This is a genomic window from Asticcacaulis excentricus CB 48, from assembly GCF_000175215.2.
In the GTDB taxonomy this organism is placed as follows: Bacteria; Pseudomonadota; Alphaproteobacteria; order Caulobacterales; family Caulobacteraceae; genus Asticcacaulis; species Asticcacaulis excentricus.
The window spans coordinates 17,375-38,343 of the sequence record NC_014816.1 but is presented as its reverse complement, the minus strand read 5'-3'; the positions used below and the strand labels follow the sequence as shown (position 1 = coordinate 38,343).

Genomic DNA, 20,969 nt, shown 5'->3' with positions numbered 1-20,969 from the left:
GGGATACGTCAATGCCGCCCGCAGGTGAACCCGCTCTCATGCTGACCAAGACAAGTCCCGCCCTGCTGAGCCACAGCATTGACGGCGCGCTTTTGCGTCGCAAACTGACCGAGGCCTATGAGAACTCGACGGGTGACGTGGCCGATCTGCGACGTAAGGCGGTGGCCATCCTCAGGCGCGAGTGGGATATGGCCCGTGAAAGCCTGTTGTCACGCGTTGAGGACCACCGGGGGGGGCTATCGACGGCGCGTGAGTTGTCGAAACTGGCCGACGAAATCATCACGGCCCTTTGGGACTTCACCCTGACCCACGTTTACCGCGCGCGCAACCCGACCGAAGGTGAGCGTCTGGCGCTGGTGGCGGTGGGTGGTTATGGCCGCGGCGAACTGGCCCCCTACTCGGATCTCGACCTGTTGTTTTTGCGGGCGTGGAAGGAAACCCCGCACTCCGAAAGCGTTATCGAATTTATTCTCTATTCACTGTGGGATCTGGGCCTGAAGGTTGGCCACGCCTCGCGAACGGTCGATGAAAGCCTCAAGATGGCGCGCGAAGACCACACGGTCATGACGGCGCTTCTCGAGTACCGTCCGCTGGCCGGTGATAGCGGGCTGGTGCAGTATCTGAAGGAAAAGCTGGCGCTCGATGTCATGCGCCACGGCGCGTCTGATTTCGTCACGGCGAAGCTGGAGGAGCGCGATTTCCGTCACGCCAAGGCCGGAACGACGCGGTACGTGGTCGAGCCCAATCTCAAAGAGGGTAAGGGCGGCTTACGCGACCTGCATACGCTGTTTTGGATCGCCAAATACCTGGCGGGCGCCACGCCCGCACCGGTGCTGCGCGAAAGCCAGAAACCGCAGGCGGCGGGGGGCTGGGGCGTCCTCGACCCGCTGCTGACTGAAAAAGAGCGCACGGCGTTTGTGCAGGCCTTTGACTTCCTGTGGAAGGTGCGCATTCTGATCCACATGACGGCGGGCCGGGCCGAAGAACGTCTGAGCTTTGACCTTCAGCCGGAAATCGCCCGCCGTATGGGCTATGTGGAAGCCGATGGTGAACCGGCGGTCGAGCGCTTCATGCGACGTTATTTCCTGGTGGCCAAGGAGGTTGGGGCGCTGACCCGCATCTTCTGCACCAAGCTGGAGGCGCAGCAGACCAAGCCGTTGCAACGCCTGACGCACTTTTTTCAATCAGGGCTCTTGTCGCTGAGTAAGCCGGAACACCCGGGCTTGATTATCGACTCAGGCCGTCTGAGTGTGCAAAACCCGGATGTCTTCAAAAAGGCCCCGGTCGCCATGTTCAAGCTGTTTCGCATGGCGGACCGGCTGGAAATGGACCTGCATCCGGACGCCTTTACGGCGGTTGCGCGTAACCTCAAGCTGGTCAACGCCGCCCTTCGCCGCGACAAGGCGGTGGCCGAGGTCTTTCTGGATATATTGGTGCGCGGTAAAAACCCCTATCGCACCTTGTCTCTGATGACCGAGACGGGGCTTCTGGGACGCTATATCCCTGAGTTCGGGCACATTGTGGCCCAGACCCAGTTCAACATGTACCACACCTACACAGTTGATGAGCACACGCTGCGCGCCATTGGGATAATCCGTGATATCGAACTGGGGCAGCACCGTGAGGATCACCCGCTGGCGACCTCGCTGATCCCCAATCTGGCCAATAAGGAAACCCTCTATCTCGCTATGCTGCTGCACGATGTGGGCAAGGGGGGCGAGCTGGGGCAGGAAATTGAGGGCGAAATTGCCGCGCGCCGCGCCTGTGCGCGACTGGGACTTGAAAAGTGGCAGATTGATCAGGTGGCGTGGCTGGTGCGCCATCACCTTGTCTTGTCCGACTACGCGCAAAAGCGCGATGTGTCGGACCCGGAAACTGTGGCGTCTTTTGCGCGCATCGTCGAAACGCCCGAACGTCTGCGTCAGCTTCTGGTACTCACCGTCGCCGATATCCGCGCCGTTGGGCCGGGTGTATGGAACGGTTGGAAAGGCCAGTTGATGCGTGAGCTTCAGGCCGCAACCGAAGCCGCTTTCCGTGGTGGTCGCGGCAGCGAAGGCGACGCGGTGACCCAGGTGCGCGAAGAGATTCAGGCGCGCGCCGCGGCCTTGCGCGAGTCTTTGAGCACTGGGGATGACCAGATGCGCGCCTGGCTCGGGACCATGGAAGAGTCGTATCTGTTTGCCTTTTCCGCCGACGAAATCCGCCAGCACGCCCGTCAGGTGTGGAGCGCTTCCGAAGGGAAGGCCTCGGCTCAGGCTTTTATCGACACGACCCGCAACGCTGCCTGCTTCTGTATAACGGGGCCGGACCGTCCGGGCCTGTTTGCCGATCTGGCGCGCTGCTTTACCAATCTGGGCGCCAACGTTGTGGGGGCGCAGGTCTTCACCTCCACCACGGCTCAGGCGCTCGACGTCTTCTACGTGCAGGACACGCAGGGCAAGCCGTTTGGCCACGACGATCCGGGCCGCATCCGCCAGATGGAAAAGGCGTTGGAAAAGGCCGTCGGTGGTGAAGCGGCGGCGCCCCTGATCCATAAGGCGATCAATGCCCACCGCACGGCGGCTTTTGCCATCGCACCGACCGTGGTCTTCGACGATGAATCCAACCCCCAAATGACGATTATCGAGGTGTCCGGCCGAGACCGTCCGGGACTTCTGGCCGATGTGGCCAGCGTGCTGGCGCGTGCGCGTCTCGATACGGCCTCGGCCCACATCGACTGTTACGGCGAACGCGCGGTCGATGCCTTTTATGTCGTTGATCACTTTACGCGCAAGCAACTGACAAAAGCCCAGCGCGACAAGGTCCATCGGGCCCTGACCGAGGTGCTCGACCCCCCCTCGGCCCCGAACCGCGCCTCACCTACGCGGGCGAGGGCGTCAATGGCGCGGTAACCAGCGCACTTAACCTCTTATTGAGAACCTTCCGTAACAATGTCATCTGTTGTGTTGCGGAGTACTGTCCATGTGGTCAGTGTTTGGTGGAAAAAAGTCACGTAAGGCGGACGGCCTCAATCAGGACCTGCTGACGGCGATTGATCGCAGTCATGGGCTTATAGAGTTTGACCTTGACGGGCACGTGCTTTCCGCCAACGCCAATTTTTTGAACCTGATGGGTTACTCGGCTTCTGAACTGGTAGGTAAGCACCATTCGGCCTTCGTCGATGCAGGCGAGGTTCAAAAGCCAGCCTATCGGCAATTCTGGGCCGACCTGAAACACGGGATCGCGCAAAAGGGTGAGTTCCGGCGTCAGACGAAAGACGGCCGCAACGTGTATCTGGAAGCGGTTTATAACCCCATTCTCGACCGTTCGGGTCAGCCCTATAAGATTGTCAAAATTGCCTCCGACGTGACCGCTCGCAAGCTGCGCGACCTCGATCTGGAAGGCAAGGTCGCGGCCATTTCACGCTCTCAGGCCGTTATTGAGTTTGCCCTTGATGGCACGGTGATTACAGCCAACGACGCCTTCCTGAAGGTGATGGGCTATCGTCTGGATGAAATTGTCGGGCGGCATCACCGGATGTTTGTCACCGATAGCGACGCCAAAAGTCCCGCCTATACGGATTTCTGGCGGCGACTACTGGCGGGCGAGTTCGTCTCTTCGCAGTTCAATCGCGTCAACAAGGACGGACGTGACGTTATCCTCCAGGCGACCTATAACCCCGTACTGGGCATAGACGGCCGGCCCCTGAAGGTCGTCAAGTTCGCCTCTGACATCACCCGGCAGGCTCAGAAGGACGCCGATCTTTTGAGCCAGGTGGAAGCCATTTCGCGTGCGCAGGCGGTCATTGAATTTGATCTGGACGGCACCATCCTCAACGCCAATGACAACTTCCTGAAGGTCATGGGCTATGGGCTGGACGAAATCCGCGGTAAGCATCACAGAATGTTCGTGGATGAGGCGACCGCCAACAGCGACTCCTATAGCGAGTTCTGGGCCAGACTGGCGCACGGCGAATTCGTCTCTGCAGAGTTTCAGCGTCAGGCCAAGGGCGGGCAAACCGTCTATATTCAAGCCTCGTACAACGCCATTCTCGATGTCAATGGCAAGCCTTATAAGGTCATGAAATACGCCACCGACGTTACCGCCAGACGCATAGCGCTCAACCGGACGACGGAGCTTTCCCACTCGCTACAAGACCTGTCGGCGGCGGTTGAGGAAATGGCGGCCACGGGCCGATCGATTTCCGATACCATGTCACAGACGAAGGCAGCGGCGGACCAGGCCAATCAGTCCGTCAACGAAGCCGACGACAGCGCCCGGCAACTGGCCGTCGCGGCGGCGCAGATGGACGGCATCGTCGAGATGATCAGCAATATCACTAGCCAGATCAATCTTCTGGCGCTGAACGCCACGATAGAATCTGCCCGCGCAGGCGAGGCCGGGCGCGGTTTCGCTGTGGTGGCGACCGAGGTCAAAAATCTGGCCACACAGGCCCGCAGGGCCACCGAACAGATTGTAGGGGAAATCGCCGGCGTGCGCGCCAGTTCTGCCGCCGTGGTCACTGCGCTCGATGCCATTCGCACGACTGTTTCCAACGTGCAGGAGCAGGTCCTGTTCACGGCGGGCGCCGTAGAAGAACAAAGCGCCACCTCGCAGGACATGGCGCGCAACATGCAGATCGCCTCGTCAGAAGCCGAAAACATCGTCCGCGCCGCCTGAGATTTCGGGATAAGCGCGGCTCGGCCAGAAGGCTGAGCCTGCGCGAAGGGCGTGTCGTGTATCTTCAATCTTCGCCTCGCTCAGCCGCCATGCGGGTGTAGCGCTGTTTTAATTTATTCATCAGAGTGTCGTAAGGAGTTAACGCCCCGGCCGCCTCTTCGGACCGGCCGGAGTGCAACGCCCGATCCAGTCCAGCGAGACGACGTTCACAGGCCTCGATAATCCGCAGCCCTCCGCGCACCAATCCGCTGGTATTGATATAGCGGCCGTTTTGCACCATCTGCGCCGCAAACTTTCATCCAGATAAACAGACGTCGCTATCAGATACCTCGCCTATTCGTGCCGAAGTGAACTGGACGCCCATTGTCGTCACCGGCGCCGTAGAATAGCATTCCCGCGGATAGAGTGAGAAAGGCACCGTACTGAATGTGCGCGCTATGGCCATATGTTCCGTCTGGCCATACTCGGTTCGACACGGGCCACTCCCATTGCGCTTTGCGATTTATACAGTGGATATAATATTGACTTTTATCCCGATTTTTCGTACATTGCAGATGTCATGATATCCCTTAACCTTAAGTCGCCCTCTGACGTCCTGCGGGATGTGGCGCATAGGGCGCGCGCTCGGCGTCTGGCGCTGAACCTGACTCAGGAGGGCCTGGCAGTCCGTGCCAATGTAAGCTTGGGCACTCTCAAGCAGTTTGAAAAGTCAGGCAAAGCTTCGTTTGAAACCGTTCTGCGCATCGGCTTTGCTCTGGATGCGGCATCGGAGTTCGATCAGCTCTTCCCACCGTCTCCCATTTTAAGTGTCGCGGATGTACTGGAAAAGCCGACGCGACAGCGCGGGAGGCGAAGCTAAGGGCATGGCCAGGGACGTCAAGAACATCGAATGGGTGGAGGTGTCTCTCGACTTCAATAGAAAACCGCGTCTGATCGGCCATCTGGCGTGGAAGCGCAGCGAACGGCGCAGCTATTTCGAATTTGCCGGTGATTTCCTCAGTAACAGCCTCCCGCTCTCCCCCTTTAAGCTGGCAGCATCGCCCGGGGCCGTCGCGGCCGGGCATGCGCCCTTCGAGGGGCTGCACGGCCTCTTTAACGACAGCCTGCCCGACGAGTGGGGCCGCAAGCTCCTCGACCGGCGTCTGCAGCGCCTCGGCTATGATCACCAGACCCTGAGCCCCCTTGATCGCCTCTGCTATGTCGGCGACAGGGGCATGGGCGCCCTGATCTACAAACCGCAAGGCCAGTTAGATGCGCTTGAGGAGACCACCTTAGATCTGGACTGGCTGGCTGATCAGGCTGATCTGGTACAGCAGGAGGCACCGGAGGCCGATATTGATCGTCTGCAGGCAAACCAGGGGGGCTCGGGCGGCGTCCGACCAAAGGTCGTCGTCGGCTTTAATCCCGAAACGGGCCTGCTTGTGACGGACAATGGCGCGGGTGCCGATCCGGCCTACATCCCGCACATCGTCAAATTCAAAGCGGATGCCGACCCGGACGAAATCGGACCTGAGGAATATGCCTATTCGCTGATGGCTCGGGCCGCCGGCGTCATTATGCCGGAGACGCGGCTTATAAGAGGTCATCGCGGACTGGGTTATTTCGCGGCCGAACGTTTCGATCGAAATCTGAGCGGCCGCCACCACGTTCTCACGCTGAGTGGCCTTCTCGATGCCGATCACCGTGTACCGTCCGTGACCTATGGCGATCTGCTCAAGGTCACCCGTCTCCTCACGCGCGATGAGCGAGACGTCAATCAGATGTTTCGTCGAATGGCCTTCAATGTTCTCGCCCACAATCGCGACGACCATGCGAAAAATCACGCCTTCAGAATGGACCCTGACGGCAGCTGGCACCCGACACCCGCATACGACATCACCTATTCCAGTGGTCCTGGCGGCGAGCACAATCTCACCATCGCCGGCGAAGGCCGAAGCCCCGGCCTGGGCCACCTCTTCGATGAAGCCAAGGCCTCAAGCATTAAGCGCCTCAATGCCGAAGAGGCCGTGGAGGCCGTCCGCGCCGCCATCGCCCAATGGCCGGAGTTCGCCGCGCAGGCTGGGCTCTCCGATCGCCGCACGGCCGAACTCGATCATGTCCTGAATGGTCGCGGGGCACCGCATCAAGCTTCACAGCACGGATGAGATGGACAAGTCCACTTGTGGGCCCTGCGTCACCATGACAGGCACTCCTTACGTAAAGAGTCAGCTGCCTCGTGACCGCGCTCGCCCGAAATCCAAAGATCGAGATAGGTTTGAACCGCGCTCGTGCACCACAGGTCCGGTCCTCTGCGCTCAGCGTCGCGATAAAGTCCGCCTCATAAACCGACCAGGCGCCGACGATGGCTCAGCAACCGGAGGCCATAGCCGACGTTGCACATTGAATGAAGTCACTTTCACACGCCGGAACATTAACAAGAGCTTTGGATCCCAACACCCGCGGCCAAAAGGATCAATTGGCGGCCCACGGATCTATCAGCGCTAAGGGTAGCGCCTCGAAGTCCTTAGTGTTGCGCGTTGCAAGAGAGGCTCCCGACGCAACGGCGATCCCCGCAATCATCATATCCGATGGACTAGACGGGTGTCCTCCAGCTTCACGCAAAGCTCGAAACTTCCCAGCCTTGAATCCAGCCGCGTCGTCCAATGGTAATGCGCCGAGGGCGTCCAATAACTTTACGAAGGCAGCCTGCAAATCACTCTTGCGCCTGCCATCCGGCAACCGCTCCAACCCATGAGTTATTTCCGCAACCGTTATAGCCGTTGTCGTAAGCCTTACGTCACCCGATCGTCGCAGCCAATCTCGGACATGCTCATGCGGCTCCGGTCTCATCAGCTCTGATACAACATTGGTGTCGAGAATGATCACGTTGCAACGGCAGTATTAAGCGCCAAATTCAGGCGCTGCCCGATCTTGCGGTCGGGAAGGCAGATCGAGATCTACGCCGCTATTGCCGCTGAACAAATCCCTCGACAGAGAAAGTAAGCCAGCACCCGTGAGCCCACCAACCGCCTGGCTCAGTATTTGTCGGACTTCCTCTTCCATAGAATGGCCGTGCGTTGCTGCGCGAACGCGAAGGCGTTCTTTCAGCGTGTCATCAATATTGCGGACGGTGATGCTCGCCATTTCGGATCTCCTTACAAGGACCATACCACAGCGCATTCATTGAAATCAATGAAATCAGCGACGATCTCGGTTGTGAGCGGGACTGCCCCTGTTGAGGCTCCAATGGGCCCAATGCAGTCATATCACAACGGTTCGGCCATCATCTCCCATCGGCGACGTCGCGAAAAGTTCAATTGCCTAACCTCCCATTCCGTCGCGAACGACAATCCAAATCTCAAGATCCAGCCGCTCGAAGTGATGTAGCGATGTCAGCGATAGATCGGAATAACGTCAGCGGATCGTCATAAGAGGGCACAAAGCCACGGCGAGCCCAGAAGCTGGCCGCCTCATTGTCAATTGCGTTCACGATAAGCGCGCGTCCCCCTATAAGGTTTGCGGCAGCTACACACCTCTCCAAGGCATGTTTTAGAAGCCCCGTACCAATGCCTTGACCCGACCAGCTCTCATCTGTCGCAAGCTGGCCAAGCAACAAACACGGAACGGGATCCGGGGGCTGACCCGTACGGATAGCACGGGGTAGACGTGACGGAACGATGGCTGTTGGCGCCAGACCATAAAACCCGACAACCCGGCCGGCGTCGTGAACAATTAATACAGCCGTGAAGCCCTTGGCCTGATTTGAAAGCGCTCGGGTTTTAAGCCATCTATCGAGAGCAGGCTTTCCGCACGAAAATCGTGAGACATCGTGCGACGCGTTTAAGAGCACCGGGCTAGACAATGCCAACTTCAGTCCTCGCCCTTACTGGCGGCAGCTTCCCAAGGTGCGGGGCGGCGAAACACCTCAACCATCTCTTGGACGGGCACAGCAGGGCTGGAGAGAGCGTCCGTGAAGGCCTCAAAGCCAGCAGCACTCATCCGAATAGGCATGACGTCCATCAACGTCTCTTCCGCGGCACGAACGGCTGCATCGCGAACGAAATCCGTTCGCGATCGACCCCGCAGCAGCGCAGCGCGGTCGATCATGGCAATGTCTGCCTCCGGCAATCGCATTGAAACCGGCTGGTCTTTGCGTTCATTCACACGTGTCATGGCTCGCTCCTTTTCAGGCAGTTTATCAAGTTGTACTGCAATTTACAATACGGGCCTCAAGGCGCCCAAAGGCGACATTGGGGCGCTGATGGCAAGGAACGCTCGAAACCGGACATCTGGGCTTGGCTTTTAACTTCTAATCGCCGGACTAGTTTGGGGGGCAACGTCGCACAGAATGAACAAAGCGCAGTTTCTCCATTTAAATTTAGCACAACACTTTTGCACGCGAGGACACTCCACCTTGACCGGCATATTAGGCACTGCGCTCGGGTGCGATCAGGGCACAGTACTGGACGCCAGCGACGGGATGGCAAGCCGTCTGTAAGCCGTCCTCCAGGGTCAAAACCGGTCCTCTTCTCCTGTTAACCCCTCCACGCTTGCTAATTCCTGCGGCTAGGGTAAGAGCGAAACCGATTGCTCTCCTTTAAGGCTATGCCGCGTGTCTCAGGAAACCGGGTCGAAACCCACCAGCGTTGTGCGTTCCTCGCTTGTCTTCGGCGGTATGACCCTGGTCAGTCGCGTTATGGGCTTTGCCCGCGACCTGGTCATTACCGCCGTCATGGGGGCCTCCGGCAATATCGCCGCTGATGCCTATGCCACGGCGCTGACCTTCCCCAACCTGTTTCGTCGCATTTTTGCCGAAGGCGCCTTTACCGCCGCCTTTGTTCCGGCCTATTCGGCGGCGCTGGAAAAGGAAGGCCCCGAAGCCGCTGACCGGCTGGCGCGTGACGCCATGGCCACAATGACCATGATTGCGATTGTGCTGAGCGCGCTTGCGATGATCTTCATGCCACAGGTGATGGCCGTATTTTCGCATGGTTATGCTGACGATCCGGCGAAGATGCGCCTGACTATCATCCTGACACAGATCACCATGCCCTATCTGCCGTGCATGACCATGGTAGCGCTTTTATCCGGGGTCCTTAATGCACGCGGGCGCTTTGCCCTATCGGCCTTTGTGCCGACCCTGCTCAATCTGTTCATGCTGGTCTTCGTTTGGTTTGGCAAAAACCCGGTGCAGGCCTCTTATCTGGCGGCCATCGGGGTTTTGGCCGCCGGTGTGGCGCAGGCGGCGCTGCTTGTCTGGGGCTGCCACAAGACGGGTGCGCGCATCGGGTTTGTATGGCCGAAGCTGACGCCGCAAATGCGCGGTCTGCTTTTGCTGGCAGTGCCCGGTGCTCTGGCTGCTGCAGCCACGCAGATTAACGTCTTCGTCTCCTCGCTCCTGGCCTCGGGCGTTAACGGGGCGCGCACCTGGCTGAGCGTCGCCGACCGGCTCTATCAGTTGCCGCTGGGGCTGGTTGGGGTGGCCATCGGTGTCGCGCTTTTGCCTACTCTGTCACGGGCGGTGCAATCCGGCGATACGGAGCGCTCGCAAACCGTGATGGATGATGCCGTTTTGTTTGCCATGGCCCTGACCCTGCCCGCGGCGGCCGCGCTGATCGCCATGCCCTTCTTCCTGATCGATGGCCTCTATACGCGCGGTGAGTTCCTTCTGCACGACGCGCAGGAAACCGCTCGTGCTTTGCTCCATTATGGCTGGGGTGTGCCGGCTTTCGTGCTGGCGCGCGTGCTCACCCCGGCCTTTTTTGCGCGCAAAGACACCTATGGGCCGATGAAGTTCGCCATGGTGTCGGTTGTGGTCAATCTGGCCTGTGGCCTGACCCTGTTCCCGCTGATCGGCGTAGCGGGTCTTGCCATCGGTACCTCGGCGGCGTCTTGGGTCAATGTCGGCCTGATGTGGTGGACGCTGAACCGCCGCAAGACGTGGTCGCTGGGCCCAAAGGCGGCGGCAGGCCTCCTTAAGGTCATTATGGCGGGGGTACTGATGGGGGGCTTCTGTGCGCTCGCCTCGCATTACCGCGGCCTGATTGAAGGGGTTCTGCACCCCCTGACGCATCATCTGACCAAGGAAATCGCCATTGTGGGCGTTTGTCTCGTCGGACTTTTCGTTTATATCGCCCTTCTGTTCGCAACACGGGCCGTCCGCCCGTCCGACATCAAGAAAGCCCTGCGTAAGGGGTAAGAAGGTCCACACATGCGTATTTTGTCCGGTATTCAGGCATCCGGTTCGCTTCATCTCGGCAACTATCTCGGCGCGCTTAAAAAGTTTGCCGATATGCAGTCCCTTGAGGCCACGCGCTTCTACATGATTGCCGATCTGCACGCGATCACCGTCTGGCAGGACCCCGAAAAGCTGCTGTCGCAGACGCGCGAAATCGCCGCCTGTTATCTGGCGGCGGGTGTGGACCCGGTAAAGTCGGCTATCTTTCCGCAATCGGCGGTGCGCGCGCATACGGAGCTCGCTTGGATTTTCAACTGCGTCGCGCGTCTGGGCTGGCTCGACCGCATGACGCAGTTTAAGGACAAGGCAGGCAAGGATAAGGAACGCGCCTCGATCGGCCTTTACACCTATCCGGTGCTTCAGGCCGCTGACATTCTGCTCTATAAAGCGACCCATGTACCGGTGGGCGAGGATCAGCGTCAGCACCTTGAGCTGACCCGCGATGTGGCCAAGAAGTTCAACCACGACTATAAGGTGGAGTACTTCCCGCTACCGGACACGCTGTATCAGGGCCCAGGTGCGCGCATCATGTCTTTGCGTGACGGACTGGCCAAGATGTCTAAGTCCGACCCCTCGGACAATTCGCGCATCAATCTGACTGACGACGCCGACACAATCGCTTCGAAGATCAAGAAGGCCAAGTCTGACGCCGAGGTGTTACCAACCGAGGAGGCCGGTCTGGCGGAACGCCCTGAAGCTAAGAACCTGGTCGGTATCTATGCCGCTCTGGCTGGGGTATCGGTGCAGGACGTGCTCAACGACTTCGGTGGCAAGGGCTTTGGCGCGTTCAAGCCGGCGCTGGCGGAGGTGGTGGTGGACAAGATGTCGCCTATCTCCGAGCGCCTTCGTGGGTTATTGAATGATCCGGCAGAGGTCGACCGCGTGCTCAAACTGGGGGCCGAAGCGGCCGAGGCGGCGGCGGAACCGGTCGTCCGGGACGTCAAGAAGATCGTGGGATTGTGGGGCTAAACCGGGAGGATATCATGCGTAAGTTTTTCATTCTGTCTTTAGCGGCGCTGTCTCTGGGCGCTCTGGCGGGCTGTGACGGTGGTCATTCGACCGCGGAGGTCAAGACCGAAACGGAATCCCACGGCGTCACCACGGTAAAGACCAAGTCCGATGTCGATGGTGTTAAGACCGAAAGTGGGCTTGAGCTGTCGCACTATGCGGTGCGCGCGGCGCTCGGGCAAAACCCCAATACGGGCGGCTATGTCACCGTTAAGAATATCGGCAAGGACGACGACCGTCTGGTCTCGGTGGCCTGTGACTGCGCCGAAAAGGTCGAGTTGCACACCATGAAGATGGACGGCGACAAGATGATGATGTCGCCCGTGCCGGAAGGCTTTGAGGTCAAGGCGGGTCAGACGCTGGAGTTGAAACCTGGCGGCAATCACATCATGCTGATGGGGCTTAAAACCCGTCCCGCCGATGGCGAAACGCTCAGCCTGACGCTCAACTTCGCCAAGGCCGGGGCGGTGAAGATCGAGGCCCCTGTGTCGAACGCGCCTCTATCGGGGGCGACGGAACACAGCGGGCACTAAGATTTAAATTTAGAGACAAACTCGGCAAAAGCGGCCCGCACGGTGGACACCGATTGCGGGTCGTATTTCATGAAACCGAAGCGGTCGGCCCCCAACTCATCAAAAGCGTGGGTGGAATCGACGACGACTGTCTCCAGCGGCACGCCTTGAGACCGCAGGCGACGCACGGCCTTCAAAGATAGACTGAAGCGCGCCAGATGATCCTTGAGGGCAATGACCATCAGGGTCGGGATTTGCCGCCGCCACGCCTGGCTCTTTGAGCGCGCCAGAAAGTTGACATAGGGGTACATCAGAAACAAGCCGCGCACCTGTGTCAGAGGTTCCCCACTGGGGTCGCTGAGCCGCGCTTCACCGGCGCGGTTTAGGGACTGGGTCATCAGGTCCATGATCGCCCATGCGCCGTGACTCCAGCCGCAGAGCAGAATGCCGTTCACCTCAGGCCGTTGCGACAGGCCCCATAGCATGGCCAGCACGTCGCCGGAGCGTGTATAGCCTCTCAGCCACAGCCCATTGCAGGCCAGAAAGGCCGCCAGGCGCCGCTTCATGCCGCGCGGAGCGTAGGAATCAACGATCACGGCTCTCAGGCCCAGTGAGACGGCGTAGTCGGCAAACAGGGTGATATTTCTCCCAACGCCGCCGCAGCCATGAAACAGCACGACGGTCAGGCGCGGCACAGAATCGGGCGCGCCGTGCACCGTAACGTGCGGCCATAAGCGCTCAAACCGCTGTTGCAGGCTGTCCATCAGCCAACCGCAGCGGCCTGAGCCGGAGCGGGGACCTCCATCTCAAACACCTCGCGCAGGAAGGCAAGCAGGCCTTCGGTGGTGCCGTCCACCGCCGTTTGATCGTGATGCATAGGGTTTAGACCGCCGAAGCTTTCCTCATCATAGGCGTGGGTGGCGTCAAAGCTGAGAACATCAACCGGCAGGCCATCAGCCTTTAGCCGATCCAGCACCGAAACAGCGCGGGCATAGGGGGTCAGATGGTCCTTGCGCGCCAGCGCAACGCGAGTGCGGGGACGGTAGAGCCACGGATGACGCAGGCTGCGCGCCGGGAAGCTGATATAGGGATAGACGAGGAAAAGGCCGCGCACATGCTCGATCAGGGCGGGGTCGGGATCGGCCAGCCTGGCTTCACCGGGCCTTGTGAGCGGTTGCGTCATCAGGTCCATGATCGACCAGCCACCATGGCTCCAGCCCGACAGTACGATGTGATCCGAAATAACTTCAGGCAGGGCCGAAATGCCCTTGATTGCGGCCAATACGTCGCCGGAACGCTCATAGCCTTGCAGGGCCAGACCTGTACATACCAGTGACACGCCGTGCGACCGCCCCCAGCCGCGCGCCTTGAGGGAATCGACGACATAGGCCCGCACACCGATGGCGGCAGCGGCTTCGGCATAGTGATAGATGTGCGGGCGCACGCCGCCGCAGCCGTGGAACAGGATCAGGGCCGGGCGTGGTAAGGCATCGGCTGGTCCAAACGCCTCGGTACACGGCGACAGGCGTGCCCATCGCTCAGCCAGGGTCTCAGGCATGAAATATCCCTCGGAAATGCGTCCCCGAGGGATAGATACCACGCGTTATGACTTTGTACATCCTCCCCTGCGGAGAGGGGAGGAAGCGCCTCCTAGTGCCGGAAGACGCGGACACCGGTAAACGCCATGGTCAGGCCCGCCTCGTCGGCGGCGGCAATGACGTCGGCATCCTTGATCGAACCGCCCGGCTGGATCACCGCTGTTGCCCCGGCGGCAGCCGCTTCAAGCAGGCCGTCCGGGAAGGGGAAGAAGGCTTCCGACGCACAGGCTGAGCCCTTAGCCAGAGACTCGCTCAGACCTATTTTCTCGGCCGCTTCCTGCGCGCGTAGGGCCGCGATGCGCGCGGAGTCGCGGCGGTTCATCTGGCCGGCCCCGATGCCCGCCGTGCGGCCGTCCTTGGCATAGACGATGGCGTTCGACTTGACGTGCTTGGCGACAGTGAAGGCAAACAACATGTCCTGGATCTCGGTCGGGGTCGGCTGACGCTTCGTGACGATCTTAAGGTCGGCGGCGGTGATGCGCGCTGTGTCGCGCGACTGCACCAGAAGCCCGCCCGCCACGCTGCGGAACACCTGACCACCCGACAGAGGATCGGGCAGGGAACCGGTAACCAGCAGGCGCAGATTCTTCTTGGCCTTCACAATCTCCAGGGCCTCGTCGTCGGCTTCGGGGGCGACGATGACCTCGGTGAAGATCTCGACGATCTTTTCCGCCGTGGCGGCGTCCAGCTTGCGGTTGAGCGCCACAATACCGCCAAAGGCCGAGACATCATCGCATTCCAGCGCGCGCTTATAGGCGGTAAGCAGGTCCGGCCCGACGGCCACGCCGCAGGGATTGGCGTGCTTGACGATGACGCAGGCGGGTTGCTCAAACTCAGCCACCAGTTCGATCGCTGCATCGGTGTCGGCGACGTTATTGTAGCTGAGTTCTTTACCCTGAAGCTGTTTGGCGGTGGCCACGCCCGGACGGTCCTCGCCGGTCTTGTAGAAGGCGGCCGACTGATGCGGGTTTTCGCCATAACGCATGGTTTGCAGACGCGTTGCGGCAATGGTCTTGCGCAGGGGATAGCTGTCGCCCAACTGTGCGGCAAACCAGGTCGAGACGGCGCTGTCGTATGCGGCGGTGCGGGCAAAGGCTCGCGCGGCAAGTGATTTACGCAGAGACAGAGAGGTCTGACCCGCGTCCTGCAGAGCAGCGATCACCTCGTCTATCCCGGCCTTATCGACGCAGACGGCGACATAGGGGTGGTTTTTAGCCGATGACCGGATCATGGCCGGCCCGCCAATGTCGATGTTTTCAATGGCCGCTTCGAAACCGCCGCCCGAAGCCACTGTGTTTTCAAAGGGATAGAGGTCGATCCACACGATGTCGATAGGGGCGATATCATGATCGCTCAGCGCCTTGGCGTGATCCGGCGCGTCGCGATAGGCCAGAAGCCCGCCATGCACCTTAGGGTGCAGGGTCTTGACGCGGCCATCCATCATTTCCGGAAATTGGGTAAGGTCTGACACGTCTTTGACGGTAATTCCGGCCTTATCGATGGCGGCGCGCGTCCCGCCGGTCGAGATGATTTCGACACCCGCTGCCACCAGAGCCTGCGCCACTTCGATCAGACCGGTCTTGTCAGACAAGGAGATAAGCGCGCGTTTGGGTGTAACCAGATCAGGGGCAGGCGGAAAATCAGGGGCGGCGGGCATGGGCGCATCCGTACAGAAGAAGGGGAAAGATGCGCGCGGTTTACACAAGGGGGCCACAAAAGAAAACCCACAATCCCCCTTCATTTGTAACGGAAAATGTGAGGTGTCGAGATGAAACGTTTAAGCCGTTTCTGTGTCAGTCGAGACCTTAGGCCTCTGCGGGTGACAGCTTCCAGCGAATGCGTAGCGGCGTGGCCAGCCGGAGCGTGCCGCGCAGCACAAGCGTCGTCGACTTGCGCGGCTGGCCACGTTCAAAGACGCTCGAGTCTTCGATGCTGACCTCGCGCGCGTCGTGCCTGAGCCACCAGCCACGTCCACCCGGTCCGCGCAGCAGGATCGAGCGCTTGTCGCGCGCCAGAGAGGCCTGAACCTCGGGATGCAGAACGAAGCGCAGGGCGTAGGGGGTCTGTTCCGGCAGCTCCTTCTTTGGCTCTACCGGTATCAGCTTTTCCTCACCGCGCAGTTCGTCGCGCCGCGGATCGACATAGAGACGGCGCTCATGCTTGATGCCGAAGACGGGGCGCCAGCCTTCATGTTCCATCTCAATCAGCGAGCCGGCGTCTTCGGATTCGATGCGCCGGCTGCGGATGCGATATCGCAGCCCCTCAAGGGCGAAATGCAGCAGTTCCCCAAAGCGGCCTGTGATCGGGCTGAGGATGGGCAGATCGCCCAGTGTCAGGGTGTTGGCGGCATTGATAATGCGGAATTCGTGGTGGTCGGAATGTCCCGGTGCCCAGCCCGGCGTGACAAACAGTTTGTCGCGTCCACCCGACACTTCGAAATTCATCGGGTGGTCGCAAGCCGCGTAACCCAGCGCCCCAAAGCGCGGTTCGCCTGTATCGACAAAGACGGTCAGAGAGCGCCCGACCAGCCGCTGATAGCGGCCGTGCTCTAAAGATACGGGCAGCGAAGCCGGGGCCAGAGGGCGCTTTTCTTCGTGCAGCAGGGCGGGGGCGACCTGTTCGGCCAGAAGGGCCTCCGATCCCTGAAAGGCGCACAGAGAACCGTCCGGATGCGACAGGGTGCGCACAAATCGGCTGAGGCGTTCGATGGCGGTTTCGAGATATTCCGGAATGGCCAGACCGCGCTGGTTCAGCGCGTCTTCAATCAGCAGCAGGTCGTAGAGCAGTTCCAGCCCGGCCTGCACACTGCGCGAGGCGTGAGAGCCATCGTGCAGTATGGTGCGTTTCAGCGCCTTGGGCAGGATATGCAACCCCTTGCCTCGCAGCTTGTCGCCCGCAGGTCCTGACAGGACGCAGCCGACCAGTACCAGCGCAGTCGCCTTTTGTGCGTACCAGGCGGGATTGTTCGGCAGCCGCCACAGATGGCGCGCCTGTTCGGCCATGGATTGCGCCAGACAGTGGGCTTCGGCTTCGGAGGTATAGGCCGACAGGCGACGCGCAACGATGCTTAAGTTGATCAGGCGGCGCGCCAGCACCCCCTGATCCCAAGCAAACGGCGTCCACTTGCGGAAGGTCTTTTCCCACAGAAGGAACAGGCGCAAGCCCTCCTTCACACCATCCTCGCCCTGGGTGAACAGATGGCGCAGCCAGCAGAAGCGGTGCAGTTCGATGGCAAAGGCACGGGTGGGCGAGGGACGGTTCCACGGGTCGCCTGTGCCCTGCACGCTCATACGCGCGCCCCCGAGGCTATAGCGACCAGACATCATGGCCTTGCCCAGATGCGGATTGGGCGGGCGGATTTCGTGGGGGGCGGCGATAAAGCCGTCGATGGCGGGGCCGCGTAAGGTCAGGCGATAGCCCGGCATCCCGAAGATTTCGGCGGCGGCCTGACGTCGCGCCCACGCCCGCACGACCTTGGCCCACGGGGTGCGCACCGCGGCATGACCGGCTATGGCAATGGGTTGCTCATAGACCTGCATCGGGTCAGAGACCCTTGAGCGACTTGATATTGGCCGCGTAGGCGTCCGGCCCGCCCTTGAAGACCGCGGTGCCGGCGACCAGAGCCGTCGCCCCGGCAGCCACGCAGGCGGCGGCGTTTTGCAGGTTCACGCCTCCATCGACCTGAAGCACAGCGGGATGGCCCAGTGCATCCAGCTTTTTGCGTACGGCTTCGATTTTGCGCAGCTGGCTTTCTATAAAGCTCTGGCCGCCAAAGCCCGGATTGACGCTCATCAACAAGATCAGGTCGAGATCGTCCATAATCCATTCCAGACCGTCGAGCGGCGTGGCCGGGTTGAGAACCACCCCGGCCTTGGCCCCCAGATGGCGGATCTGCTTCAGTGTGCGGTGCAGGTGCGGGCCCGATTCCGGATGGACGCTCATATAGTCAGCCCCGGCGGCGCGGAAGGCCTCAAGGTAGGGATCGACCGGCGTCACCATCAGATGCACGTCGAAGGTCTTTTGTGTGTGCGGGCGCAGGCTTTTCACCACATCCGGCCCGATGGTCAGGTTGGGCACGAAATGCCCGTCCATCACATCAATATGTATCCAGTCGGCCCCGGCAGCGTCGATGGCGCGCACCTCCTCCCCAAGTTTGGAAAAATCGGAGGCCAGAATCGAGGGGCAAATCAGCGGCGTGGTCATGCAGAACTCTTAAGCGGGGTTGCGTTTCAGGTGCGCGACGAAGAACCCGTCCTGCCCTCCCTTACGCTGATGCGGCAGCAATCTCAACCAGCCTTCGGGCGCAAATGAGGCGGCGGGTATGTCCGGGTGCTGATCGGCTGTGTGCTTGACCAGAGTGAAGTCCTTGTTCCGGCGCAGGAAGGCCAGAATCTGGGTTTCGCCTTCCTCGCGTTCCAGCGAGCAGGTGCAGTAGAGGAAGTCGCCGCCGGGCTTGACGCGCGGCGCCAGCGCATCGAGCAGGCGGTGCTGAACATCGGCCAGCTTGGCGACATCGGCGGGGCGAGTGGCCCACAGCACGTCCGGCTGACGCCGATAGGTGCCGGTGGCCGAACAGGGCGCATCGACCAGTACCACGTCGAAGGCGCGCGGATCATCAAAGGTCGAGGCGTCGGCATTGTGGATTTCGGCGCTCATGCCTATGCGTTTCAGGTTGTCCTCAACGCGCTTGAGGCGGTTTTTGGAGCGGTCGATTGCAACGGTCTGCGCCCCTTTGGCAATCAGTTGCAGCGTCTTGCCGCCCGGCGCGGCACAGACATCAAGGGCGGTCTTGCCGTTAAGATCACCCAGCAGATTGACCGGGGTGGCCGCGGCAATGTCCTGCACCCACCACTTACCGGCGTCATAATCTGCCCATTGACGCAAATCACCGCGCAGGCTTGAGCGCAGATTCACCGGACCGACGGCTTCGCCCTGAAGGGCCTCGGCCAGTCCGTCGCGGTCAGTTGGATTTCGGAAGCTTAAGTCGGTTGCCGGTTCTTCGGTCAGGACGCTGGCCATGCCCGCCGCATTCTCTTCGCCGTAAGTCTGAACCCATCTTTGCCACAACCAGTCGGGCACAAGGCGCTTTGGATTGACGTCGGATAGCTTGCCGTCGCGGATCAGGCCGCGCAGGATGGCATTGATCAGCCCCTTGAACGGGCGGGTCTTGTTTTCACGCTCGGCGATCTTCACCGTGGTCGAAACGGCGGCGAAGTCGGGCACCTGCATAAAAAAGATTTGCGCCATGCCAATACGCAGAAGCTGACGCACCGCTTCGGGGGGCATCTTCTGTGTCTTTTTGTGAATGACGTGATCAAGCTGTCCCAAACGACGCAGAACAAGCAGGGCGAGCGCACCGGCGAAGGCCCGTTCGGTTTCTGACAGCTTGAGGAAATCGGCGCTGGCCGCGGCTTCATCAAAACCGCTGCGCTTTTCAAGCGCCGCTTCGACGAGGGTTATGGCGGCTACGCGCGCCGCGATGCCGATATCGCTCTCCATGCCGTCAGAAGCGTCTGTCTTCGGGCGGCTTTGGCGGGCGGAAGGACGGGGCTTTGCCGCGGGTGCGCGGGGAGGCTTACCAGAGGGGCGACCGGAATTTTGGGACATGCAAACTCTCAAAAGATGCTGTGCGTTACGACTGTCTTCCTTTTTGAGGGGGAGACAGTGGCCTGAAAGACCAGATGAGGCGCCGCTATATCAGCAATCGTCCCGCGCCCCAACCCGCTTATGTCGTCGGCACGCTGGTCATGCCGCCGCGCCGATTGCCCATGCGCACGCCCAGCTCCATCAGGGCGCGTACACGGTTGTCAGTCGCCGGGTGGGTCGAGAAGAGGTTATCCATCCGCTTGCCCGACAAAGGGTTGATGATGAACATGTGCGCCGATGCCGGATTGCGCTCGGCTTCGTGGTTGGGGATGCCGTGGGCGTATTGTTCGATCTTGCGCAGGGCGCGCGCAAGGCTTTCCGGATCGCCGCACAGTTCGGCCCCCACGCGGTCGGCCTCGTACTCACGGACCCGCGAAATAGCCATTTGGACCAGCATGGCGGCTAAAGGTGCGACAATGGCCATTAAGATGGCGGCAATCGGGTTGATCCCATCTTCATCCTCGCTATTCCCGCCAAAGAACATGGCGAAATTGGCGATCGACGAAATGGCACCGGCCAGGGTTGCTGTCACCGTCATGATCAGGGTGTCGCGGTTTTTCACGTGCGCCAGTTCGTGCGCCATCACGCCACGGATTTCGCTACGGTCCAGCATGCGCAGAAGGCCGGTCGTGGCGGCCACGGCAGCGTTTTGCGGATTGCGCCCTGTGGCAAAGGCATTGGGCTGATCATTATGTATGATGTAGACGGCCGGCATTGGCAGGCCGGCGCGGTGACTCATTTCGGCGATATCGTCGTAATAGGTGCGGATCAGGCCGCTAGCGGCGGCAGGATCGACGGGTTCGGCCCGGTAGGCCTTCAACACCATCTTGTCTGAGTTCCAGTAGGCAAACGCGTTCATGGCCAAGGCCAGGCCCAGCGCGATCAGCATGCCCGTAGGCCCGCCAATCGCCAGACCGATCGCGCCAAACAGTGCGGTCATACCCGCCAGAAGCATGAAGGTCTTGAACGGGTTCATGGTTAAGAAGCTCTCCTGAATGTTAAGTATTAGGGTTGCGATAGCGTCCCTTGGGAAATACATATAAGGATAGCGCAGACAAATTTAAGGCACTTACAAAAATGTCATCTGAAAAAAACGACGAAACGACTTCGCAATCGATTGATGATGCTGAAAAAGTGGAGATGCCTGAGCGTGTTTTGACTCCGGCGGCGCAACGCGCTCTGGCCGAAGCCGCTCAACGTCGCGCAGAGGCCGAAAAAAACGCAGATGAGCGTCCGTTTGAAGAGGGCGGGCCGGCGGGGCTGGAACCCACACGCTTTGGCGACTGGGAACGTAAGGGCATCGTCAGCGATTTTTAATGTCCGCCCCTG

General features: G+C 60.4%; 20 protein-coding genes. 8 read left to right on the top strand and 12 right to left on the bottom strand.

All coding sequences use genetic code 11. The features are described 5' to 3' along the window. Positions 1-11: 11 nt before the first annotated feature. Positions 12-2,891, top strand: a complete 2,880-nt coding sequence (locus tag ASTEX_RS00155) for a [protein-PII] uridylyltransferase (RefSeq protein ID WP_013477572.1) — start codon at positions 12-14, stop codon at positions 2,889-2,891. A gap of 70 nt (positions 2,892-2,961) precedes the next feature. Then, on the top strand, positions 2,962-4,659 hold the full coding sequence (locus ASTEX_RS00150) for a methyl-accepting chemotaxis protein (protein WP_013477571.1): 1,698 nt from the start codon (positions 2,962-2,964) through the stop codon (positions 4,657-4,659). Between the two features lie 64 nt (positions 4,660-4,723). On the opposite strand, the gene ASTEX_RS00145 is transcribed toward ASTEX_RS00150, so the two are convergent. Then, positions 4,724-4,939: a type II toxin-antitoxin system ParD family antitoxin gene (locus tag ASTEX_RS00145; RefSeq protein WP_013477570.1), complete on the bottom strand. Its 216-nt coding sequence runs from the start codon at positions 4,937-4,939 to the stop codon at positions 4,724-4,726. Positions 4,940-5,218: 279 nt separating this feature from the next. Between ASTEX_RS00145 and ASTEX_RS00140 the strand changes: the two genes are divergently transcribed. Continuing rightward, positions 5,219-5,518 (top strand): helix-turn-helix domain-containing protein, encoded by a 300-nt coding sequence (locus tag ASTEX_RS00140; RefSeq protein ID WP_041658656.1) that lies wholly within the window; start codon positions 5,219-5,221, stop codon positions 5,516-5,518. Then, positions 5,475-6,803, top strand: a complete 1,329-nt coding sequence (locus ASTEX_RS00135; RefSeq protein WP_245532507.1) for a type II toxin-antitoxin system HipA family toxin — start codon at positions 5,475-5,477, stop codon at positions 6,801-6,803. The genes ASTEX_RS00140 and ASTEX_RS00135 overlap by 44 nt, the downstream gene beginning before the upstream one ends. A 307-nt stretch (positions 6,804-7,110) precedes the next feature. On the opposite strand, the gene ASTEX_RS21030 is transcribed toward ASTEX_RS00135, so the two are convergent. The 4 genes from ASTEX_RS21030 to ASTEX_RS00120 form a co-directional block, all read right to left on the bottom strand. Next, positions 7,111-7,524, bottom strand: coding sequence for a type II toxin-antitoxin system VapC family toxin (locus ASTEX_RS21030; RefSeq protein WP_013477567.1), 414 nt, complete (start codon positions 7,522-7,524; stop codon positions 7,111-7,113). Positions 7,525-7,539: 15 nt separating this feature from the next. Continuing rightward, a complete protein-coding gene (locus ASTEX_RS00125) occupies positions 7,540-7,782 on the bottom strand; it encodes a FitA-like ribbon-helix-helix domain-containing protein (RefSeq protein WP_013477566.1) in 243 nt (80 codons plus the stop codon). A gap of 214 nt (positions 7,783-7,996) precedes the next feature. Then, complete coding sequence (locus ASTEX_RS19720) at positions 7,997-8,488, bottom strand: GNAT family N-acetyltransferase (RefSeq protein ID WP_245532545.1); 492 nt, start codon at positions 8,486-8,488, stop codon at positions 7,997-7,999. Positions 8,489-8,508: 20 nt separating this feature from the next. After that, positions 8,509-8,811, bottom strand: a complete 303-nt coding sequence (locus tag ASTEX_RS00120; protein WP_013477563.1) for a type II toxin-antitoxin system TacA family antitoxin — start codon at positions 8,809-8,811, stop codon at positions 8,509-8,511. A 439-nt stretch (positions 8,812-9,250) separates the two neighbouring features. Between ASTEX_RS00120 and murJ the strand changes: the two genes are divergently transcribed. From murJ to ASTEX_RS00105, 3 genes are read left to right on the top strand one after another with little or no spacing between them, the layout of a single operon-like run. Continuing rightward, positions 9,251-10,837, top strand: coding sequence for a murein biosynthesis integral membrane protein MurJ (gene murJ, locus ASTEX_RS00115; protein WP_013477562.1), 1,587 nt, complete (start codon positions 9,251-9,253; stop codon positions 10,835-10,837). 12 nt (positions 10,838-10,849) lie between these two features. Further along, the gene (gene trpS / locus ASTEX_RS00110; protein WP_013477561.1) at positions 10,850-11,845 is read left to right on the top strand and encodes a tryptophan--tRNA ligase; all 996 of its coding nucleotides are present in this window, start codon (positions 10,850-10,852) and stop codon (positions 11,843-11,845) included. A 14-nt stretch (positions 11,846-11,859) separates the two neighbouring features. Beyond that, on the top strand, positions 11,860-12,417 hold the full coding sequence (locus tag ASTEX_RS00105) for a copper chaperone PCu(A)C (protein WP_013477560.1): 558 nt from the start codon (positions 11,860-11,862) through the stop codon (positions 12,415-12,417). Here the strand turns inward: ASTEX_RS00105 and ASTEX_RS00100 are convergent. The 7 genes from ASTEX_RS00100 to htpX all read right to left on the bottom strand — a co-directional run bounded on the left by ASTEX_RS00100 (position 12,414) and on the right by htpX (position 20,616). Beyond that, positions 12,414-13,160: a dienelactone hydrolase family protein gene (locus ASTEX_RS00100; protein WP_013477559.1), complete on the bottom strand. Its 747-nt coding sequence runs from the start codon at positions 13,158-13,160 to the stop codon at positions 12,414-12,416. The genes ASTEX_RS00105 and ASTEX_RS00100 overlap by 4 nt on opposite strands. After that, on the bottom strand, positions 13,160-13,954 hold the full coding sequence (locus tag ASTEX_RS00095; RefSeq protein WP_013477558.1) for a dienelactone hydrolase family protein: 795 nt from the start codon (positions 13,952-13,954) through the stop codon (positions 13,160-13,162). Before ASTEX_RS00095 ends, ASTEX_RS00100 begins: the two co-directional genes overlap by 1 nt. A 92-nt stretch (positions 13,955-14,046) precedes the next feature. After that, positions 14,047-15,651 carry a bifunctional phosphoribosylaminoimidazolecarboxamide formyltransferase/IMP cyclohydrolase gene (gene purH, locus ASTEX_RS00090; protein WP_013477557.1) on the bottom strand — a complete coding sequence of 535 codons (1,605 nt, stop codon included), beginning with the start codon at positions 15,649-15,651 and terminating at the stop codon, positions 14,047-14,049. Positions 15,652-15,799: 148 nt separating this feature from the next. Then, positions 15,800-17,533: a heparinase II/III family protein gene (locus ASTEX_RS00085; RefSeq protein ID WP_013477556.1), complete on the bottom strand. Its 1,734-nt coding sequence runs from the start codon at positions 17,531-17,533 to the stop codon at positions 15,800-15,802. Between the two features lie 4 nt (positions 17,534-17,537). Then, a complete protein-coding gene (rpe, locus tag ASTEX_RS00080) occupies positions 17,538-18,197 on the bottom strand; it encodes a ribulose-phosphate 3-epimerase (protein WP_013477555.1) in 660 nt (219 codons plus the stop codon). Between the two features lie 9 nt (positions 18,198-18,206). Continuing rightward, positions 18,207-19,601 carry an RsmB/NOP family class I SAM-dependent RNA methyltransferase gene (locus tag ASTEX_RS00075; RefSeq protein ID WP_013477554.1) on the bottom strand — a complete coding sequence of 465 codons (1,395 nt, stop codon included), beginning with the start codon at positions 19,599-19,601 and terminating at the stop codon, positions 18,207-18,209. Between the two features lie 118 nt (positions 19,602-19,719). Continuing rightward, positions 19,720-20,616 (bottom strand): zinc metalloprotease HtpX, encoded by an 897-nt coding sequence (gene htpX / locus ASTEX_RS00070; protein WP_041658362.1) that lies wholly within the window; start codon positions 20,614-20,616, stop codon positions 19,720-19,722. Positions 20,617-20,717: 101 nt separating this feature from the next. Here htpX and ASTEX_RS00065 point away from each other — a divergent pair, with 101 nt between their 5' ends. Further along, the gene (locus ASTEX_RS00065; protein WP_013477552.1) at positions 20,718-20,957 is read left to right on the top strand and encodes a DUF1674 domain-containing protein; all 240 of its coding nucleotides are present in this window, start codon (positions 20,718-20,720) and stop codon (positions 20,955-20,957) included. Positions 20,958-20,969: the final 12 nt, after the last annotated feature.

Coding starts and splice junctions, on each gene's coding strand:
- ASTEX_RS00155 (WP_013477572.1), top strand. CDS start 12: ATGCCGCCCGCAGGTGAACCCGCTCTCATGCTGACCAAGACAAGTCCC.
- ASTEX_RS00150 (WP_013477571.1), top strand. CDS start 2,962: ATGTGGTCAGTGTTTGGTGGAAAAAAGTCACGTAAGGCGGACGGCCTC.
- ASTEX_RS00145 (WP_013477570.1), bottom strand. CDS start 4,939: ATGGTGCAAAACGGCCGCTATATCAATACCAGCGGATTGGTGCGCGGA.
- ASTEX_RS00140 (WP_041658656.1), top strand. CDS start 5,219: ATGATATCCCTTAACCTTAAGTCGCCCTCTGACGTCCTGCGGGATGTG.
- ASTEX_RS00135 (WP_245532507.1), top strand. CDS start 5,475: ATGTACTGGAAAAGCCGACGCGACAGCGCGGGAGGCGAAGCTAAGGGC.
- ASTEX_RS00125 (WP_013477566.1), bottom strand. CDS start 7,782: ATGGCGAGCATCACCGTCCGCAATATTGATGACACGCTGAAAGAACGC.
- ASTEX_RS00120 (WP_013477563.1), bottom strand. CDS start 8,811: ATGACACGTGTGAATGAACGCAAAGACCAGCCGGTTTCAATGCGATTG.
- trpS (WP_013477561.1), top strand. CDS start 10,850: ATGCGTATTTTGTCCGGTATTCAGGCATCCGGTTCGCTTCATCTCGGC.
- ASTEX_RS00105 (WP_013477560.1), top strand. CDS start 11,860: ATGCGTAAGTTTTTCATTCTGTCTTTAGCGGCGCTGTCTCTGGGCGCT.
- ASTEX_RS00100 (WP_013477559.1), bottom strand. CDS start 13,160: ATGGACAGCCTGCAACAGCGGTTTGAGCGCTTATGGCCGCACGTTACG.
- ASTEX_RS00095 (WP_013477558.1), bottom strand. CDS start 13,954: ATGCCTGAGACCCTGGCTGAGCGATGGGCACGCCTGTCGCCGTGTACC.
- purH (WP_013477557.1), bottom strand. CDS start 15,651: ATGCCCGCCGCCCCTGATTTTCCGCCTGCCCCTGATCTGGTTACACCC.
- ASTEX_RS00085 (WP_013477556.1), bottom strand. CDS start 17,533: ATGCAGGTCTATGAGCAACCCATTGCCATAGCCGGTCATGCCGCGGTG.
- rpe (WP_013477555.1), bottom strand. CDS start 18,197: ATGACCACGCCGCTGATTTGCCCCTCGATTCTGGCCTCCGATTTTTCC.
- ASTEX_RS00075 (WP_013477554.1), bottom strand. CDS start 19,601: ATGTCCCAAAATTCCGGTCGCCCCTCTGGTAAGCCTCCCCGCGCACCC.
- htpX (WP_041658362.1), bottom strand. CDS start 20,616: ATGAACCCGTTCAAGACCTTCATGCTTCTGGCGGGTATGACCGCACTG.
- ASTEX_RS00065 (WP_013477552.1), top strand. CDS start 20,718: ATGTCATCTGAAAAAAACGACGAAACGACTTCGCAATCGATTGATGAT.